Genomic DNA, 16502 nt, shown 5'->3' with positions numbered 1-16502 from the left:
CTTATAAACCTTAAACTTAAAAATTCAGGCCGGGCGACAGCTTGGCCGGCATTTCCAGGGCGCCGTTCTCGATCGAGGCGACCGGATAGGCGCAGTAATCGGCCGCGTAGTACGCGCTCGGACGGTGGTTGCCCGACTTGCCGATACCGCCGAACGGCGCCGTGCTGGCCGCGCCCGTGGTCGGACGGTTCCAGTTGACGATGCCGGCGCGCGCGCGTACCTGGAAGGTTTGCCACAGGGCCGGATCATCGGACAGCAGCGCGGCGGCCAGGCCGAATTCGGTGGCGTTGGCGACCTTCAGGGCGGCGTTGAAATCAGCCACGCGTATCACCTGCAGCAAGGGGCCGAACCACTCCTCGTCGGGAATACCGCTGGCGTTGGTGACGTCGACGATACCGGCCGTCACAAACCCGGCCTCGGGATTCAGCTGGCGCATCTGCAGCAGGGTGGTGCCGCCCTTGGCCACCATGTCCGCCTGCGCCTGCACCAGGCGCGCGGCCACGGCGCTCGATACGACAGGGCCCATGAACGGCTGCGGCTGGGCGTCGGAAGCGCCGATGCCCAGTTTTGCCGCCACTTCCACCAGGCGCGCGACAAAGGCGGCGCCGGCGGCATTGTCCTGCACCACCAGGCGGCGCGCGCACGTGCAGCGCTGGCCGGCAGAAACGAAGGCGGAGAAGATCGCGTGGTGCACGGCGGCGTCCACGTCCTTCACGTCCCACACCACCAAAGCGTTATTGCCGCCCATTTCCAGCGCCAGCATCTTGCCCGGCTGGCCGCCGAACTGGCGGTGCAGGCTGATGCCCGTCTGGCAGGAACCCGTAAACAGCACGCCGTCGAGGTGCGCATTCGCGCCCAGGGCCACGCCCGTGTCGCGCCCGCCGTTGACGAGGTTGACGACGCCGTTCGGCAAGCCCGCCTGCTGCCACAGCTGCACGGTTTTAATGGCACTGCGCGGTGCGTATTCGCTGGGCTTGAAGACGATGGTGTTACCGGCGATCAGGGCTGGCACGATATGGCCGTTCGGCAGGTGGCCGGGGAAGTTGTACGGACCAAAGACGCCGAACACGCCATGCGGGCGGTGACGCAGCACGGCATCGCCATCGGCGATCTTGCTTTGCGTGATACCGGTGCGCGCGTGATACGACTGCACCGAGATATCGATCTTGTTGGCCATGGTGGCCACTTCCGTGCGCGATTCCCACAAAGGCTTGCCCACTTCTTCCGAGATCAGGAGCGCCAGCGCTTCCGCATGTTCCTTCAGCAGTTCGCGAAAGCGCACGCAGATGGCGATGCGCTCTTCGACGGGCGTGTCGGCCCATGCTTCAAAGGCGGCGCGGGCCGCCTGGCAAGCCTGTTCGACCTGCGTTGGCGTCGCTTCCAGGCTGGCCCAGGTCTGCTTGCCATTCGACGGATCGATGGTGAGCAGTTCGCGGCCCGTGCCTGGCAGCCAGGCGCCGTTGATGAAGTTCGATTGCGTGGTATTCACATTAGACATGGGGATGCTTCCTCGGGTTGAGTGACAGCGTGCGCACGGTGTCGCCGTTGTGGCTACGCAGCAGGTGCAGTTCGGCGTCGTCCAGCGCGATCTTGCCGCTATGCGGATTGGCGCCGGTGACGATCATGCGGAAATCTTTCAGGTCGGTGTTCGACACCAGGTATGGCTCGGCCTGGGCAAGGTCGCCACAGGCTTCAGGCGCCGCCCCGGCATCGAGAACGGCCAGCATGCTGTCGCGCATGGCGCGCAGCTCGGAGACGCGCGCCTGCAGCACGGGACCGGCGTCGAAAATGTCGACATAACCTTCGAAGTGCAAGCCTTCCTGCTCCAGCAGGCGGCGCGCGGGCGCCGTGCTCAGATGCACCTTGCCGATGACTTCCTGCGCTTCGTCGGGCAGGTAGGCCACGTACATGGGCTGGCGCGGCATCAGCTCGGCGATGAACGATTTTTTTCCCAGGCTCGTCAAATCGTCGACGTGGTGGAAATCCATCTTGAAGAAGTGGCGTCCCAGGCCCTCATAAAATGGCGAGCTGCCGTCCGGCGCCTGGTAGCCGCGCATTTCGGCGATCAGCTTTTCCGTGAACAGGTGCGGGAACTGGGCGATGAAGAGAAAGCGGCTTTTCGACAGCAGCTTGCCGTTGTTGCCGCTGCGGTAATCGGGGTGCAGGAACAGCGAGCACAGTTCCGTGCTGCCCGTCAGGTCGTTCGACAGGTACAGCGTTTCCATCCGCGTAAACACGTCGAGCTCGCGGCTCGAATGCACGAGGGTGCCGATGCGATAGTTATAAAACGGTTCTTCCAGGCCCACGGCGCCCTTGATCGCGCACACGCCGGCCAGGCGGCCCGTGTCGGTGTCCTCCATGACGAACATGTAGTCGCGCTTTTCGGGCGGGATGGTTTCGGCGAACGAGGCGCAGGCGATGGCCAGGCGGTCGCCCAGCATTTTCATGTCCGGCTTGAGGGTGGTCATGCCGGTGCCGACCTGGCTGGCCAGGCCATACAGGGCATCGAGGTCGTTGGCGTTGATGGCGCGTACTACTAACATAAAATTGACTCCCTTAGATACGCACGCAAATGACGCTGTCGCCTTCGGCCACGGCCAGCGCTTCGAGCAGTTCGGCCGGCAAGCCGATGGTGTCCTGCGCTTCGAGCGCATCGCAGGTGAAGGTAACGGCGCGGAAGTTGCGCTCGGCACCCGAGGCGATCGCGTAATTGACTTTCAGGCCCGTGCGGCTGGGCGTGACGCCCGCGACGACGCGGCGCGTGAGCGAGCCCGTAAACGAGCGCAGCGAATTCTTGTGCGCCTGCAGGATCGGGCCGCCGTCGAAGATGTCGATGTAGTCGTCGGCCTCGAAGCCTTCTTCCGTCAGCAGGTTGAACGCCAGTTCGCCGCTCGGGTGGATCTGGCCCATGGCCGCCTGCGCGTCGCCGGGCAGCAGCGGCACGTACACGGGGTAATGCGGCATCAGCTCGACGATCAGGGTGCGGTTGCGCGCGCCGCCGATGACCTTTTCGGCATCGAGGAAATCCATCTGGAAGAACTTGCGGCCCAGCGCATCCCAGAACGGCGACTGGCCGTCGGCATCCGTGATGCCGGCCAGCGGGACGAAGAAGCGGTCGCCGAAACGGTGCGGCGCCAGCACGGCGAACAGCAGCCGCGCGCGCGACAGCAGGGCCGCTTCCAGGCCCGCCTGGTCCATATTGCGCACATAGAAACCGGACAGCTGCGAGTACGCCGTCAGCTCGGAACACAGGGTCAGCGCATGCACGCTGTGGCTGATGTTCAGGTCGCGCGAGACTTGCTGGATGACGTCGTTACGGAAGGAAAAATAGGTGCCGTTCGAGCCGGCCGAGGCAAAGATGGCGGCCGTGCCGGCGATGCTCTTGTCGAGCAGGGATTCAAGCACGAAGAGATACGACTCTTCGCTGGGGATGTCGACATGGGCGGCAAACGAGGCGATGGAGCGCTCGACGGAGGCGGCGATTTTCTCGCGCGTCTTCGGCAGGGTATGGACACCCGGCATGGTTACCGCGGCCAGCGCTTCGAGGGCTGCAATATCCGCAATTTCTACCGGACGGACAACATACATGGGTACTCCTTCAATGCGGACAATCCTAGGGTAGAACCAAGCCGGCCCGCAGCAAAGCGGCGGGCCGGTGATCAAACAGGGAGCGAAGCCAGCGTCAGGCTTTCAGCAAGCCGTCGATGGCCACGCGCAGCAAGCGGCCCGCCTCGGCGATCTGCTCATCCGAGACGATCAGGGCCGGCGCCAGGCGCACCACGTCCATGCCGGCGATCAGCACCATCAAGCCTTGCGCTTCGGCCGCTTTCTGGATGTCTTTCGCGCGGCCTTTGTAGGCATCGGTGACTACCAGGCCCAGCAGCAAACCGCTGCCGCGCACCACGGAGAACACTTGCGGGTAGTCGCTGATCAAGCCTTGCAGCATGGCGATGGTGTTGACACTGGCGTCCTTGACGCGCGCCAGGAACGCCGGCGTGTTGATCGTTTCCAGCACTTTCAGGGCCACGGTGGCGGCCAGCGGGTTGCCGCCGTAGGTGGTGCCGTGGGTGCCGACGGCCAGCGTCTGCGCCAGCGCGTCGGTGGTCAGCATGGCGCCGATCGGGTAGCCGTTGCCGAGCGCCTTGGCGGCCGTCAGGATGTCCGGCGTGACGCCATAGCCCATGTATGCGAACAACGCGCCAGTGCGGCCCATGCCGCACTGGACTTCGTCGAAAATCAGGAGGGCGCCGGTCTTGTCGCACAGGGCGCGCAGTTCCTTGAGGAATTCCGGATTGCCTGGCACCACGCCGCCTTCGCCTTGCACCGGCTCGACGATCACCGCGCATACGTCGTCACCGATGGCGGCGCGTGCCGCTTCGATGTCGTTGTAGGCGATGTGGTTGATTTCTTGCGGCAGCGGCTCGAAGCCTTCCGTGTACTTGGCCTGGCCGCCGACGGAGACCGTAAACAAGGTGCGGCCGTGGAAGGAGCTGAAGCACGAGATGATGCGCGACTTGTGCGCGCCAAACTTGGTGTGCGCATACTTGCGCGCCAGTTTCAGGGCCGCTTCATTGGCTTCCGCGCCCGAGTTGCAGAAGAAGGCGCGGTCGGCGAAGGTCGCTTCCGTCAGGGCCAGCGCCAGGCGCAGCACGGGCTCGTTGGTGTAGCCGTTGCCCAAATGCCACAGGTTGTTGATTTGCTTGGTCAGCACGTCGACCAGGGCCGGATGGCAGTGGCCCAGGCTGTTGACGGCGATGCCGGAGGTGAAATCGAGGTAATGCTTGCCAGACTGGTCCCACAGATCCAGTCCGGTACCGCGCACGGGAACCATGGCAGCGGGAGCGTAGGTAGGAACCAGGACCTGGTCAAAGGTTTCCCGGGTGACTGGACGAGCCGTTACGGTCGAATCAAGCTTGGCATTCATAGCATTCCCCATCAATATGTTAGGTACTCCCGCAGCTACGACAGCCACGTGTGTACAGCATTATAAAAAGCGGGATGCTAAAACTCTTTTGAATCTGCGACAAGGATTTTCACAATTCATCACAGCCGGGCTTGCCTCAATTAAGGTGGGGGCATGAGCTTTCTTTGCCGCTCCTCGCGCGGCGTATTGCCAAACAGGGTGCCAAACGCTGTGGAAAAGTGCGAACCGGAAGAAAAACCGCACATCAGGCCCACTTGCACGATGGAATAATGTGTATCAAGCAATAGTTGCCGCGAGCGTTGCAGCCGCAGCTCCAGGTAATAGCGCGACGGCAGGCTGCCCAGGTATTGCTTGAACAGCCGCTCCAGCTGGCGCCGCGACAGGCCCACCAGGCTGGCGATGTCGTCCGTCGACAGCGGCTCCTCGATATTGGCCTCCATCAAGGTGACGGCTTCCGACAGTTTCGGCTGCAATACGCCGAAACGCGCCTGCAGGGCCACGCGCTGGCGCTCTTCCTTGCCGCGCACCTTGTCCACGCACAGCGCTTCCTTGACGAGCGCCTGCACGTCGGCGCCAAACACGGTCTCGATCAGGGTCAGGGAAAAGTCGATGCTGGCCGCGCCGCCGCAGCAGGTGATGTGCGAGCCGTCGATGTCGAACAGGTGCGGCGTCAGGATGGCCCGCTCGGCCTTCGCTTCCGCGTCCGCATACAGGGCCCACGGCAAGGCGATGCGCACGCCATCCATGACGCCCGCGTCGGCCAGCCACAGCACGGCGGCGCCCACGCCGCCCCAGAACGGCGCCGAGCGGCAGCGCTCGATCACGACCCGGCACAGTTCGGCGCGCAGCGGCGCTTCCGTCTCGTCGGCCACCAGCAGCGCGATATGCCAGTTGCCGCCCTGCGCGGCCACCTGTTCGGGCGTGCGCACCTCGAGCTGCAGCGCCTCGGGGCCCAGCGCCCGCGCGCACAGGCGCAGCGGCTGCACCAGGCCGGCCCAGGTGATCGACTCGGCATCGCCGGCATGGACCAGCAGCAAACGCAGCGGTTTGTCGAGGCCGATACGGGAAAGATTAGCGAAAGACATCGGCGAGGCGGGATAGGGGCAAGGGCTGAGTTGCACACATGATACCGGACTTCAGCCCCATCCAGACCCTCATGCAACAGCGCATCCTGACGCGGCGGAAAAAAGCGGGACAGAAGGATATAATCACGCCCTATGGGTGAACGATATTTAAAAAGTATCCGGCTGCTGGCCGAGTGCATGCAAGGCTTCGAGCGGTTTTCAGGCGACTTCGTGCGCCAGTACGGCTTGACGCATGCGCAATTCGACATCATTGCCACGCTCGGCAACACCTGCGGCATGTCCTACAAGGAACTGGGCCAGAAAACCCTGATCACCAAGGGGACCTTGACGGGTGTGGTGGACCGGCTGGAACAGAAGGGGCTGGTGATACGGGAGCGTTGTCCACGCGACAAGCGCTCCTATTTCGTGCGCCTGAGCTGCGAGGGCGAGCACGTGTTCCATGACGTGTTCCCCAAGCTGACCACGCAGGGCCAGCGCCTGTTTGCGCACTATACGGACGACGATTTCAGTCGCCTGGAAACGACCCTGACGGGCTTGAAACATGCCATCGCCAACGGTCACAGCTGACATTTCATCAAGCACAGACATTCAAACAAGACAAAGGAAACAAGTTGAAAACCACACTGCTCGAAGGCAAAAAGCCCGCTCATTTCGACAAACACATCATCGGCAACCTCTTGCTCAACGCCAGCACGCCTGAACTGGTGCGCCAGGAAAAACTGATCATCGGCGTGCGCAACGAAGATGGCGAAATCTACCGCCTGATCGGCGCAACCAAGCACAACAGCTTCATGAACGCCGTCGAGGAATTGTTCGACCTGGGCTTGACGGATGAACTGGAAGACAGCGACGAGCTGGTCGAAGGCTGCGATGCCATCTTCAGCGAATCTCTGTAGTAGCGCTTGACGGGACCTGCTGCGCGGTGGGCTTTGCGGCCTGCGATGATCCGCTCGCGATGGTCCTGTCCAGCGCTTTAACGATCGCTGTCATTAAAAAAGGGCATGTCGCTGATACAGTGGCGTGCCCTTTTTGCGTTTACGAGGCTTTGCTTGCCTTTTGCCAGGCTGTTTGCGAAAAGATCACGCTTAAAAAGTTCCGTACGGAAATATTGCGAGTATAATTTTTTCAATGAACAGACTCGACGCCTTTAAAATTATCGCCGCACTTGCCGGTCGCGGCGAGCTGACCTTTCCCGCCAATGTGGACGCTTCGCTCAAGCTGCAGCAGGCGCTGGCCGATCCCGACTGCCATATCGAGGCGGCGGCCAAGCTGGTGCAGGCCGATCCGCTGCTGGCCGCGCGCACGGTGGCCATCGCCAATTCCGTGGCCTTCAACCGCTCCGGCAACGAAATCACCAGCGTGCGCAATGCCGTGCAACGGCTCGGCGTGCGCACCCTGCAATCGGTGGTGGCGTCACTGATCGTGCGCCAGCTGGGCAGCACCATCACCGATCCCGTGCTGCAAGCGAAGGCCAACCAGCTGTGGGAACATACGGCCCACGTGGCGGCACTGTCGCAGGTGCTCGCGCGCCGCGTCACCAAGGTCGATCCCGATACCGCGCTGTTTGCCGGCATCATGCATGAAGTGGGCGGTTTCTACATGCTGTCGCGCGCGGCCGAGTTTCCCGGCATCCTGGAAGGCGAGCCGCAGGACTGGGTCGAACACGGCGAGCAAGCCATCGGCCACGGCGTCTTGACCAAGCTCAAGGTGCCGGAAGCCGTGATGCAAGCCATTGGCTCCCTGTGGGAAGGCTTGCGCGCCATTCCGCCCGAATCGCTGGGCGACACCTTGCTGCTGGCCAACGACCTGGCGCCGGTGGCGTCGCCGCTCAACGAAAGCCCGGCCGCCATCGCCGTGCGGGCCGCCCGCGCCGCGCGCAGCATCGACTGCGTCATCGGCGATGACTTGACCCTGTCGCGCATCATGGAAGAATCGGACGATGAAGTGCAGTCGCTGCTGAAGGTGCTCGTGCATTAATCGCTGCCCGCCTTCGGCGCGGGCGCGGGTGCGGGTGCGATAAGCGCGGCCTTGGCGGTCTCGACGATCAGCACATGCTTGTCCACCGCCTGGCGTTGCTGCCGATGCTGGACGACCAGCGTGGCGACGGCCTTGGTACTCAGCAGCGGCTTCGGATGGCGGGGCATGAACATGGCGGGCCTTCTTGAGAGAGAGTACGGCCCACATGCGGAGCACTTATCAACTTTTCAAGTTCCAACGGTACAAAAAAACAGGACAAAAAAAACCCGCTCGAAAGCGGGTAAAGTCCAAAGCTAGGGATGTCCTGAAAGAGACAGCCCTATCTTATGCGGTGCGTGGCAACGGCTCCGTGCGCTGGCACACTTAGCGCGCACATTTATCCGACGCTCAGATCGACTTGCGTTGCCTGCCAGGCGCGCAGCTGCCGCACGCGCCCGAACCAGGCCTGGATCTGCGCATACTGTCCCAGCGGCAGGCGCACCGCCTCGCTGTACATCAGCGGCGCGGCCACGGCAAAATCGGCCAGGGTCACGTCTTCGCCGCTGAGCCAATTGCGCCTTGCCAAGTGCGCGTCGAGCACCACGGCGCACGCATGCAGTTCGCGCTCGCCGCGCGCCTCTTCCAGCGGGTCCGCGGGGCCGCCGCCCGTCATGCCTTTCCACGCGCGCTCCCACGCCAGCACGCCGATGGCGGGCGCGAAATGCTGCGCGGCCCAGAACAGCCAGCGGTTGACATCGGCACGCGCCTGCGGCGCCGACGGATAAATCGTCTGGCCCGGCACCTGCTCGGCCAGGTATTGCATGATGGCGCAGGACTCCCACAGCAGGAAATCGCCATCGGCCAGCACGGGCACCTTGCCGTTCGGGTTCAGTTCGGCCAGGCGGCGGCGGTCATCCGCATTCATCAGGTCGACTTCGGCCAGCTCCAGAGGCAGTTCAAGGTGGATCGCCGTCATCAGGGCGCGGCGGGCATTCGAGGACATGGGGTGGTGGTAGAGGCGCATGATGGATAGCTCCGGTGAGTGAGAAAGCCACCATCGTACGAGCCGTCACTGACAGTTTTTGTCAGGAGCGTATTCTATGTTTCCGGGTCGATATCGTGCGCCTTGCGCCAGGTTTCCAGCAAGACGTGGCGACGCGTGGGATAGCGCTCGCCGCAGTTGTCCACGCTGGCGATGCGGTCGATGCGGAAATGGCGGTAGTCGCCGCGCAGCTCGCACCAGGCGGCCAGCAGGCGCTTGCCCTCAAAAAAGGCCAGCGCAAACGGCCAGACCGTGCGCTGCGTGGCGCTGCCACGCTCATCCTGGTAGCCCAGCGTGAGTTTCTGCTCGTAGCGGATGGCTTCGCGCACCGGCTGCACATACCGGTCGGCCGGTTCCGTGCCATCGGCGGGGCGGCCCAGCGGCACCCACAGGCTGGTCTCGGCCATGTTGTCGCGCAGGTCGCGCGGCGAGGCGGCGGCGATCTTCGCCAGCGCGGCGGACGCTGCCTGCGCCAGGCCCGCATCGCCCTGGCGGCGCACCCAGCGCGCGCCCAGCACCAGCGCCTCCAGTTCGTCGGGACCGAACATCAGCGGCGGCAAAAAAACGCCACGGCGCAGCACATAGCCGATGCCGGCTTCGCCCTGCAGCGGCGCACCGAGTTCGGCCAGGGTCTGGATATCGCGGTAAATCGTGCGCTCGGAAACGCCGAGCTGCTGCGCCAGCTGGGCGGCCGTCACCGGCACCCGTTTCGCGCGCATGGCGTCCATCAGCAGGAACAAACGGCCGCTGCGGCTCATGGGCAGGCCTGCAAGCCCTGGTCGCCCATGACGAGCGCGGACAGGGCCGGCACATACAGGTAGCCGCCCGGTGCCAGGCGCGCCGCACGGGCGCCCTCGTCGACAGCCGCGATGCCGTAGCAGCGTTCGAGGCGTTTGGCCGCCGGCCACCAGAAGACGGCGGCATCCTGGTCGGGAAAGCGCTGGCGCGTGACCTCGGCCTGCGCCGCGACCTGGCGGAAGTCGCGGTAAAAGGCGGGCGCGACGCCCAGGTCGCGGGCAAATGCCGCTTCCAGCGCCGCCACGTCCGCCAGCTGCGCGGCCAGCGCATCGGTTTCCGTTTCCAGGTCCTCGGCCGCCACGCCCGCCTCGACCAACGTGCGCCGCAACTGCGCCGGGCTCGCCTGCGCGCGCAGGAAGGCCGATTCCTGCAGTGCCAGCACGCCGTCGGCCGGGATGCGCTTGCGCCGCGCGGCCGGGAAGACATAGCTGGCGCAGCTGCCCGTGCAGACGGTGTCGATGGCGATGTCGAACCCCTGCTGGCGGACCAGGCGCGCCAGCAGCATGGCGGCCTGCGCGTCGCCGCCGTCGCTATTCACGCGCAACAGGGTCGCTTCGCGCGGGGCCAGCTGGCGCAGCCTGTCCACGTCGCCCTCGGCGATCGCGCCGCGCATGGCGATGCTGCCATCGGCCATGCGGCTGAAATCGGCGGCGCCGGCCAGCGCGGTCGCGCCGGCCATGATGCCCATGCATAAAAAACGCTTCATCGTCATCCGTTACAAAAAAAAACGACCACCGCGAACGGTGATCGTCTTTGAATCGACATGCAACGACCCGCGCTTACACCACGGCGCCGTCGGTCTCGTCTTTTTCCTTGACTGGCTTGATCAAGTCTTCGCGTTTCACGCCCAGCCACATGGCGATGGCCGCGGCGACGAACACGGACGAGTAAATACCGAAGCAGATACCGATGGTCAGCGCGATGGCGAAATGGTGCAAGGTCTGGCCGCCGAAGAACAGCATCGACAGCACCATCATCTGGGTACAGCCGTGGGTGATGATGGTACGCGAGATGGTGCTGGTGATCGCATTGTCGATCACTTCATGCACGCTGGCCTTGCGGTGCTTGCGGAAGTTTTCGCGGATACGGTCAAAGATCACCACCGATTCGTTGACGGAGTAGCCGAGCACCGCCAGGATCGCCGCCAGCACCGTCAGCGAGAATTCCCACTGGAAGTAGGCGAAGAAGCCCAGGATGATCACCACGTCATGCAAGTTGGCGACGATGGCCGACACCGCGTATTTCCATTCGAAGCGGATGGCCAGGTAGATCATCACGCCGATGATCACCATCACCAGCGCGTTCAAGCCGTTCTGCGCCAGTTCCTCGCCCACTTGCGGGCCGACGAATTCGACTTTCTGCAAGACCAGCGCCTCGTTGCCGGCCGCATCCAGGCAGGCGCTCTTGAGCACGTGCTCGCCCTTTTCGGTGACCGTGTCGATGCCCTTGGTCGTGCCTTGCTCGGCCTTGCACAGCGCCTCGAACACGCGCAGCGAGGTATTCGCGGCGGTGACGCCCTTTTCCACCGGCAGGCGGATCATCACGTCGCGCGCCGTGTCGAAGCTGGTCACGCCCGGCTCTTCATAGCCCATGCCGATCAGGGTGCCGCGTATGCCTTCGAGATTGGCCGCCTTGGGGTATTTCACCTCCATCACGGTGCCGCCCTTGAATTCCACGGACAGGTGCAAGCCCTTGTGCAGCAGGAAGAACACGGCCGCCACGAAGGTAAGCGCCGAAATCACGTTGAAAATCAACGCATGGCGCATGAAGGGAATATCTTTTTTGATCCGGAAAAATTCCATGAAATCCTCTGAGTTCTGTTCTGTGCGTCCGGCGGCTGGGCCACCGGACGCTATCGCTGTTGACGCTATTGAGTAGGACGGGGCGCTGGCTTATTTGCTCGTGCCTGGCACCCAGACCGTGCCGATCGACAGCGTGGTCAGCTTTTTCTTGCGGCCATACCAGAGGTTGACCACGCCGCGCGAAACGAAGACGGCGGAGAACATCGAGGTCAGGATACCCAGGCAGTGCACCACCGCGAAACCGCGCACCGGACCGCTGCCGAAGGCCAGCAGGGCGATACCGACGATCAGGGTGGTCACGTTCGAGTCCAGAATCGTCGCCCAGGCGCGGTCGAAGCCGGCGGCGATCGCCGCCTGCGGCGTGCTGCCGGCGCGCAGCTCTTCACGGATACGTTCGTTAATCAGCACGTTGGCGTCAATCGCCATACCCAGCGCCAGCGCGATAGCGGCGATACCTGGCAGTGTCAGCGTGACCTGGATCATCGACAGCAGGGCGATCAGCAGCAACAGGTTGCAGGCCAGGGCCAGCACGCTGAAGGCGCCGAACATCATGTAATAGGCGATCATGAAGACGGCGATGGCAAGGAAGCCGTACATCGTCGAATGCAAGCCCTTGGCGATGTTTTCCGCGCCCAGCTGCGGTCCGATCGTGCGTTCCTCGATGACCGTCATCGGTGCCGACAAGGCGCCCGAGCGCAGCAGCAGCGCCAGTTCGTTGGCGTTTTCCGCGCCGCCCATGCCGGTGATCTGGAAGCGCGAACCGAGTTCCTGCTGGATGGTGGCGACCGACAGCACTTCCGGCTTGCCTTTTTCAAACAGCACGATGGCCATGCGCTTGCCCACGCGTTCGCGGGTCGCTTCGCGCATCTTGCGGCCGCCGTCGCCGTTCAGGTCGATGGACACGGCCGCTTGCTGGTTCTGGTCGAAGCTGGCCGTGGCGCTGGAGATATAGTCGCCCGTCAGGATCACGTCTTTCGACAGCACGACAGGCACGCCCTTGCCGACGGTGAACAGTTCGGAATTGAACGGGATGGCGCTCGACAGCTCCGTGCCAGGCACGATGCTTTCGTCGACGAGGCGCACTTCCAGGGTGGCCGTGCGGCCGATGATGGCCTTGGCGCGGGCCACGTCTTGCACGCCGGGCAATTGCACCACGATGCGGTCGGGACCTTGCTGCTGGATCAGCGGCTCGGCCACGCCCAGTTCATTGACGCGCTTGGACAGCGTCGAGATATTCTGTTTTACGCCTTCATCGATGGTGGCTTTCAGGGCCGCCGGCTTGAGGGTGATGACGAGTTTCAGATCGCTGCCGCTGCCCGCATCGGCAAAGGCCAGCTCCGACATCTGGTCGGACAGCACATTTTTTGCCTTCAGGCGCGTTTCCGCGTCGCGGAAGTTGATGTCGATGCTGTCGCCCACGCGTTCGATGCCGGCGTGGCGGATATTCTTGTCGCGCAACACGCTGCGCGCGGCGGACTGGATGCCCTGGACTTTCTTGGTCAGCACGGCTTTCGCGTCGACCTGCATCAGGAAGTGCACGCCACCGCGCAAGTCCAGGCCCAGGAACATGGGCAAGGCATGCAATTTTTGCATCCATTGCGGGGTATTCGCTTGCAGATTGACCGTCACCACGTAGGTCGGGTCGCTCGGATCCGTGTTCAGGTCCTTTTCCAGTACCAGCTTGGCCTTGAACTGGGTATCCGGATCGGCGAAACGCACGCGCACGGAAGCGAGGTTGCCGACGCCGTCCATGGTGATACCTTCCGACTTGACGCTCTCTTTCGTCAATATTTGCTCGACTTGCGTCATCAACTCGCCCGTCACTTTGACGGTCGACTTGCCGCTGGTTACTTGCAGCGCCGGTGATTCACCGAAATAATTGGGCGCCGTATAGAGTGCGCCCAGCAATAAGGCGACGGCAATGATGATGTATTTCCAGGCAGGGTAGCGATTCATATTGATTCAGCGTTCAGTGTTGAGCGTCGGAGGCGTCGCGGGGGGCGGCGGATAGCCGCCCCGGTCAGTCATTGCCGTGGCAATGACAGCGAGGAATTACAGCGCCTTCAGGGTGCCTTTAGGCAGCAAGGTGGTGATGGAGCTCTTTTGCACCGTGATTTCGGTGCCGGTCGCCACTTCGATGGTGACGTAAGCGTCCACTACCTTGACAACACGGCCCAGCATGCCGCCGGCGGTGACGACTTCGTCACCCTTGGTCAACGCGTCCATCATCGCCTTTTGTTCTTTGGCGCGTTTTTGCTGTGGGCGGATCATCAGGAAGTACATGACCACGAACATCAATACCAGCGGCAGGAAGCTGGTCAGGTTGCCGCCGAAACCCAGGGCATCGGCAGGGGCTTGCGCATAAGCGTTGGAAATGAAAAACACGGTGACTCCAGTTCTAATCAGTTTGAAAAATAGCGCTGTATTCTAGCATTGGCGATAGACCATTACCCTAATTGCAGGCATGGCAACTTTAAATGGGGCTAAAAAGGCATTATGCAATGCTTTATAGCCCCAGTCCAAGCACCAATATATAAAACATCAGGCCATGGCGCCAGTGGCCATCGACATAAGGATTTCTTAAGTTCCCCGTGCGCGTTCCGCATGGAATTGCAGCGTAAACGCGTGGAAACGGTCTTCGTCGAGCGCTTCGCGCATCTGGCGCATCAAGTCCAGGTAGTAATGCAGGTTGTGGATGGTATTCAAGCGCGCACCGAGGATTTCCTTGGAGCGGTGCAGATGGTGCAGATACGCGCGCGAGAAATTGCGGCAGGCGTAGCAGCTGCACGTCTCGTCCAGCGGCGTCTGGTCTTCCTTGTATTTGGCGTTCTTGATCTTGATGTCGCCGAAACGGGTAAACAGCCAGCCATTGCGCGCGTTACGCGTCGGCATGACGCAATCGAACATGTCGATCCCGTTCGACACGCCCGCCACCAGGTCTTCCGGCGTGCCCACGCCCATCAGGTAATGCGGCTTGTTGGCCGGCAGGCGCGGGCCCACGTGGGCCAGCATGCGCATCATGTCTTCCTTCGGCTCGCCGACGGACAGGCCGCCGATGGCGATGCCGGGGAAGTCGATCTCTTCCAGCTTGGCCAAGGACTCGTCGCGCAGCATTTCGAACATGCCGCCCTGCACGATGCCGAACAGCGCATTCGGGTTTTCGCCGCGGTGGAACTCGTCCTTCGAGCGCTGCGCCCAGCGCAAGGACATGCGCATGGACTTGGCCGCTTCCTCGATGGTGGCCGGGCGGCCCTGGATCTCGTACGGCGTGCATTCGTCGAACTGCATGACGATGTCGGAATTCAAGACGCGCTGCACCTGCATCGACACTTCCGGCGACAGGAACAATTTATCGCCGTTGATGGGCGAATTGAAATGCACGCCCTCTTCCGTGATCTTGCGCATGGCGCCCAGCGAAAACACCTGGAAACCGCCGGAATCCGTGAGGATGGGCTTGTTCCAGCCCATGAAGCCGTGCAAGCCGCCGAATTTCTCCATGACGGTGTTGCCAGGACGCAACCAAAGGTGAAACGTGTTGCCCAGGATAATCTGCGCGTCGATCTCGTTGAGTTCCAGCGGCGACATGGCTTTCACGGAGCCGTAAGTGCCCACTGGCATGAAGATCGGCGTCTGCACGACGCCATGGTTGAGTTTCAAGGTGCCGCGGCGTGCCTTGGTCAGGCCGCTCGTGTCGGTCTTGAGTAATGTAAATTCCAGCATGGTCAGTCTTTCACGGGAGTGTCAAGGTTCAGCGCAGCGCGCGATTGCGTGGTCAGCAGCATCGCGTCGCCATAGCTGAAGAAACGGTAGTTCTGCGCGATCGCATGCGCGTAGGCATGGCGGATCGGCTCATAGCCGGCAAAGGCCGACACCAGCATCAGCAGGGTCGATTTCGGCAAATGGAAGTTGGTGATGAGCCGCGTCACCGTCTTGAACGCATAGCCGGGCGTGATGAACAGGGCCGTATCGGCGCTGCCCGCCAGCAATTGTCCGCTTTGCGAGGCCGATTCCAGCGCGCGCAGGCTGGTCGTGCCGACGGCCACCACGTCGCGTCCGGCCAGTTGCGTGGCGCGCACGGCGTCCACGGTGTCCTGCGGCATGGTGTACCACTCGGTATGCATCTTGTGCTCGGACAACACTTCCGTGCGCACGGGCTGGAAGGTGCCGGCGCCCACGTGCAGGGTCACATAGGCGAAGTTGACGCCCTTGGCCTTCAGCTGGTCGAGCAGGGCCTGGTCGAAATGCAGGCCCGCCGTCGGCGCGGCCACGGCGCCCGGCACCTTGTTGAACACGGTCTGGTAGCGCGTCTCGTCGAAGGCATCCGCGTCATGCTCGATATACGGCGGCAGCGGCAAACGGCCATGCGCCTCGATCAGCTCGAACACGTCGGCCTCGAAATGCAGGGTAAAGAATTCGCCGGCGCGCTGGCCCACCGTCACGTCGAAGGCGTCGGCCAGGCGGATGCGGCAGCCGGGCGGCGGCGACTTCGAGGCGCGCACCTGGGCCAGCACGGTGCGCTCATCGAGCACGCGCTCGACCAGCGCCTCGATCTTGCCGCCGCTTTCCTTGACGCCAAAGAAACGCGCTTTCAGCACGCGCGTGTCGTTCATCACCAGCAGGTCGCCCGCTTGCAGCAGTCCGACGATGTCGGCGAACTGGCGGTCGACCAGGGCGTCGCCGTCCAGATGCAACAGGCGCGAGGCGCTGCGCTCGGCCAGCGGAGTTTGCGCAATGTTTTCTTGCGGCAAATTAAAATCGAAATCGGAAAGCGAATACATGCGTTTTGCTTCAAAAATACGTCAAAAATGATTAGGAGTGCGCAATGGAAGATCTGGCACTATACTGTGCGCCTATACAGGCATTACAATAATCCGCCGCAACAAACGATGACTGCG

Annotated in this window: 17 protein-coding genes; 3 read left to right on the top strand and 14 right to left on the bottom strand. The window is 62.8% G+C overall.

The window, feature by feature from the left end:
• Positions 1–16: 16 nt before the first annotated feature.
• From astD to AC1RDJ_RS00190, 5 genes are all read right to left on the bottom strand, one after another.
• Positions 17–1498: a succinylglutamate-semialdehyde dehydrogenase gene (astD, locus tag AC1RDJ_RS00210; RefSeq protein ID WP_289884414.1), complete on the bottom strand. Its 1482-nt coding sequence runs from the start codon at positions 1496–1498 to the stop codon at positions 17–19.
• Positions 1491–2543: an arginine N-succinyltransferase gene (astA, locus tag AC1RDJ_RS00205; RefSeq protein WP_071321687.1), complete on the bottom strand. Its 1053-nt coding sequence runs from the start codon at positions 2541–2543 to the stop codon at positions 1491–1493. The genes astD and astA overlap by 8 nt, the downstream gene beginning before the upstream one ends.
• A gap of 13 nt (positions 2544–2556) precedes the next feature.
• Positions 2557–3588 carry an arginine N-succinyltransferase gene (locus AC1RDJ_RS00200; protein WP_071321686.1) on the bottom strand — a complete coding sequence of 344 codons (1032 nt, stop codon included), beginning with the start codon at positions 3586–3588 and terminating at the stop codon, positions 2557–2559.
• 94 nt (positions 3589–3682) lie between these two features.
• Complete coding sequence (gene astC, locus AC1RDJ_RS00195) at positions 3683–4924, bottom strand: acetylornithine/succinylornithine family transaminase (RefSeq protein WP_071321685.1); 1242 nt, start codon at positions 4922–4924, stop codon at positions 3683–3685.
• A 140-nt stretch (positions 4925–5064) separates the two neighbouring features.
• Positions 5065–6009 carry a GlxA family transcriptional regulator gene (locus AC1RDJ_RS00190; RefSeq protein WP_493026181.1) on the bottom strand — a complete coding sequence of 315 codons (945 nt, stop codon included), beginning with the start codon at positions 6007–6009 and terminating at the stop codon, positions 5065–5067.
• A gap of 132 nt (positions 6010–6141) precedes the next feature.
• Here AC1RDJ_RS00190 and AC1RDJ_RS00185 point away from each other — a divergent pair, with 132 nt between their 5' ends.
• The 3 genes from AC1RDJ_RS00185 (at position 6142) to AC1RDJ_RS00175 (ending at position 7986) form a co-directional block, all read left to right on the top strand.
• Positions 6142–6576, top strand: a complete 435-nt coding sequence (locus AC1RDJ_RS00185) for a MarR family winged helix-turn-helix transcriptional regulator (RefSeq protein ID WP_071321683.1) — start codon at positions 6142–6144, stop codon at positions 6574–6576.
• Between the two features lie 44 nt (positions 6577–6620).
• Positions 6621–6905 (top strand): hypothetical protein, encoded by a 285-nt coding sequence (locus tag AC1RDJ_RS00180; RefSeq protein WP_070290811.1) that lies wholly within the window; start codon positions 6621–6623, stop codon positions 6903–6905.
• A gap of 232 nt (positions 6906–7137) precedes the next feature.
• Positions 7138–7986, top strand: coding sequence for an HDOD domain-containing protein (locus AC1RDJ_RS00175; RefSeq protein ID WP_493026180.1), 849 nt, complete (start codon positions 7138–7140; stop codon positions 7984–7986).
• Here AC1RDJ_RS00175 and AC1RDJ_RS00170 read toward each other — a convergent pair.
• From AC1RDJ_RS00170 to queA, 9 genes are all read right to left on the bottom strand, one after another.
• Positions 7983–8159 carry a hypothetical protein gene (locus AC1RDJ_RS00170; protein ID WP_493026179.1) on the bottom strand — a complete coding sequence of 59 codons (177 nt, stop codon included), beginning with the start codon at positions 8157–8159 and terminating at the stop codon, positions 7983–7985. The two genes, AC1RDJ_RS00175 and AC1RDJ_RS00170, sit on opposite strands and share 4 nt — an antisense overlap.
• Before the next feature lie 203 nt (positions 8160–8362).
• On the bottom strand, positions 8363–8989 hold the full coding sequence (locus AC1RDJ_RS00165) for a glutathione S-transferase family protein (protein WP_493026178.1): 627 nt from the start codon (positions 8987–8989) through the stop codon (positions 8363–8365).
• A 74-nt stretch (positions 8990–9063) separates the two neighbouring features.
• On the bottom strand, positions 9064–9765 hold the full coding sequence (locus tag AC1RDJ_RS00160) for a helix-turn-helix transcriptional regulator (RefSeq protein ID WP_071321680.1): 702 nt from the start codon (positions 9763–9765) through the stop codon (positions 9064–9066).
• On the bottom strand, positions 9762–10511 hold the full coding sequence (locus tag AC1RDJ_RS00155) for a hypothetical protein (protein ID WP_493026177.1): 750 nt from the start codon (positions 10509–10511) through the stop codon (positions 9762–9764). The genes AC1RDJ_RS00160 and AC1RDJ_RS00155 overlap by 4 nt, the downstream gene beginning before the upstream one ends.
• A gap of 73 nt (positions 10512–10584) precedes the next feature.
• Complete coding sequence (gene secF, locus AC1RDJ_RS00150) at positions 10585–11607, bottom strand: protein translocase subunit SecF (protein ID WP_071321678.1); 1023 nt, start codon at positions 11605–11607, stop codon at positions 10585–10587.
• 90 nt (positions 11608–11697) lie between these two features.
• The gene (gene secD / locus AC1RDJ_RS00145) at positions 11698–13563 is read right to left on the bottom strand and encodes a protein translocase subunit SecD (protein ID WP_071321677.1); all 1866 of its coding nucleotides are present in this window, start codon (positions 13561–13563) and stop codon (positions 11698–11700) included.
• 96 nt (positions 13564–13659) lie between these two features.
• Positions 13660–13992 carry a preprotein translocase subunit YajC gene (gene yajC, locus AC1RDJ_RS00140; RefSeq protein ID WP_071321676.1) on the bottom strand — a complete coding sequence of 111 codons (333 nt, stop codon included), beginning with the start codon at positions 13990–13992 and terminating at the stop codon, positions 13660–13662.
• A gap of 195 nt (positions 13993–14187) precedes the next feature.
• Complete coding sequence (gene tgt / locus AC1RDJ_RS00135) at positions 14188–15327, bottom strand: tRNA guanosine(34) transglycosylase Tgt (protein ID WP_493026176.1); 1140 nt, start codon at positions 15325–15327, stop codon at positions 14188–14190.
• 2 nt (positions 15328–15329) lie between these two features.
• Positions 15330–16385 (bottom strand): tRNA preQ1(34) S-adenosylmethionine ribosyltransferase-isomerase QueA, encoded by a 1056-nt coding sequence (gene queA, locus AC1RDJ_RS00130; protein WP_493026175.1) that lies wholly within the window; start codon positions 16383–16385, stop codon positions 15330–15332.
• Positions 16386–16502: the final 117 nt, after the last annotated feature.

Source organism: Janthinobacterium sp. GW822-FHT07H10 (assembly GCF_058798675.1).
Note: the sequence above shows the minus strand (reverse complement) of the source record. Positions and strands in the feature narration are given on the sequence as shown.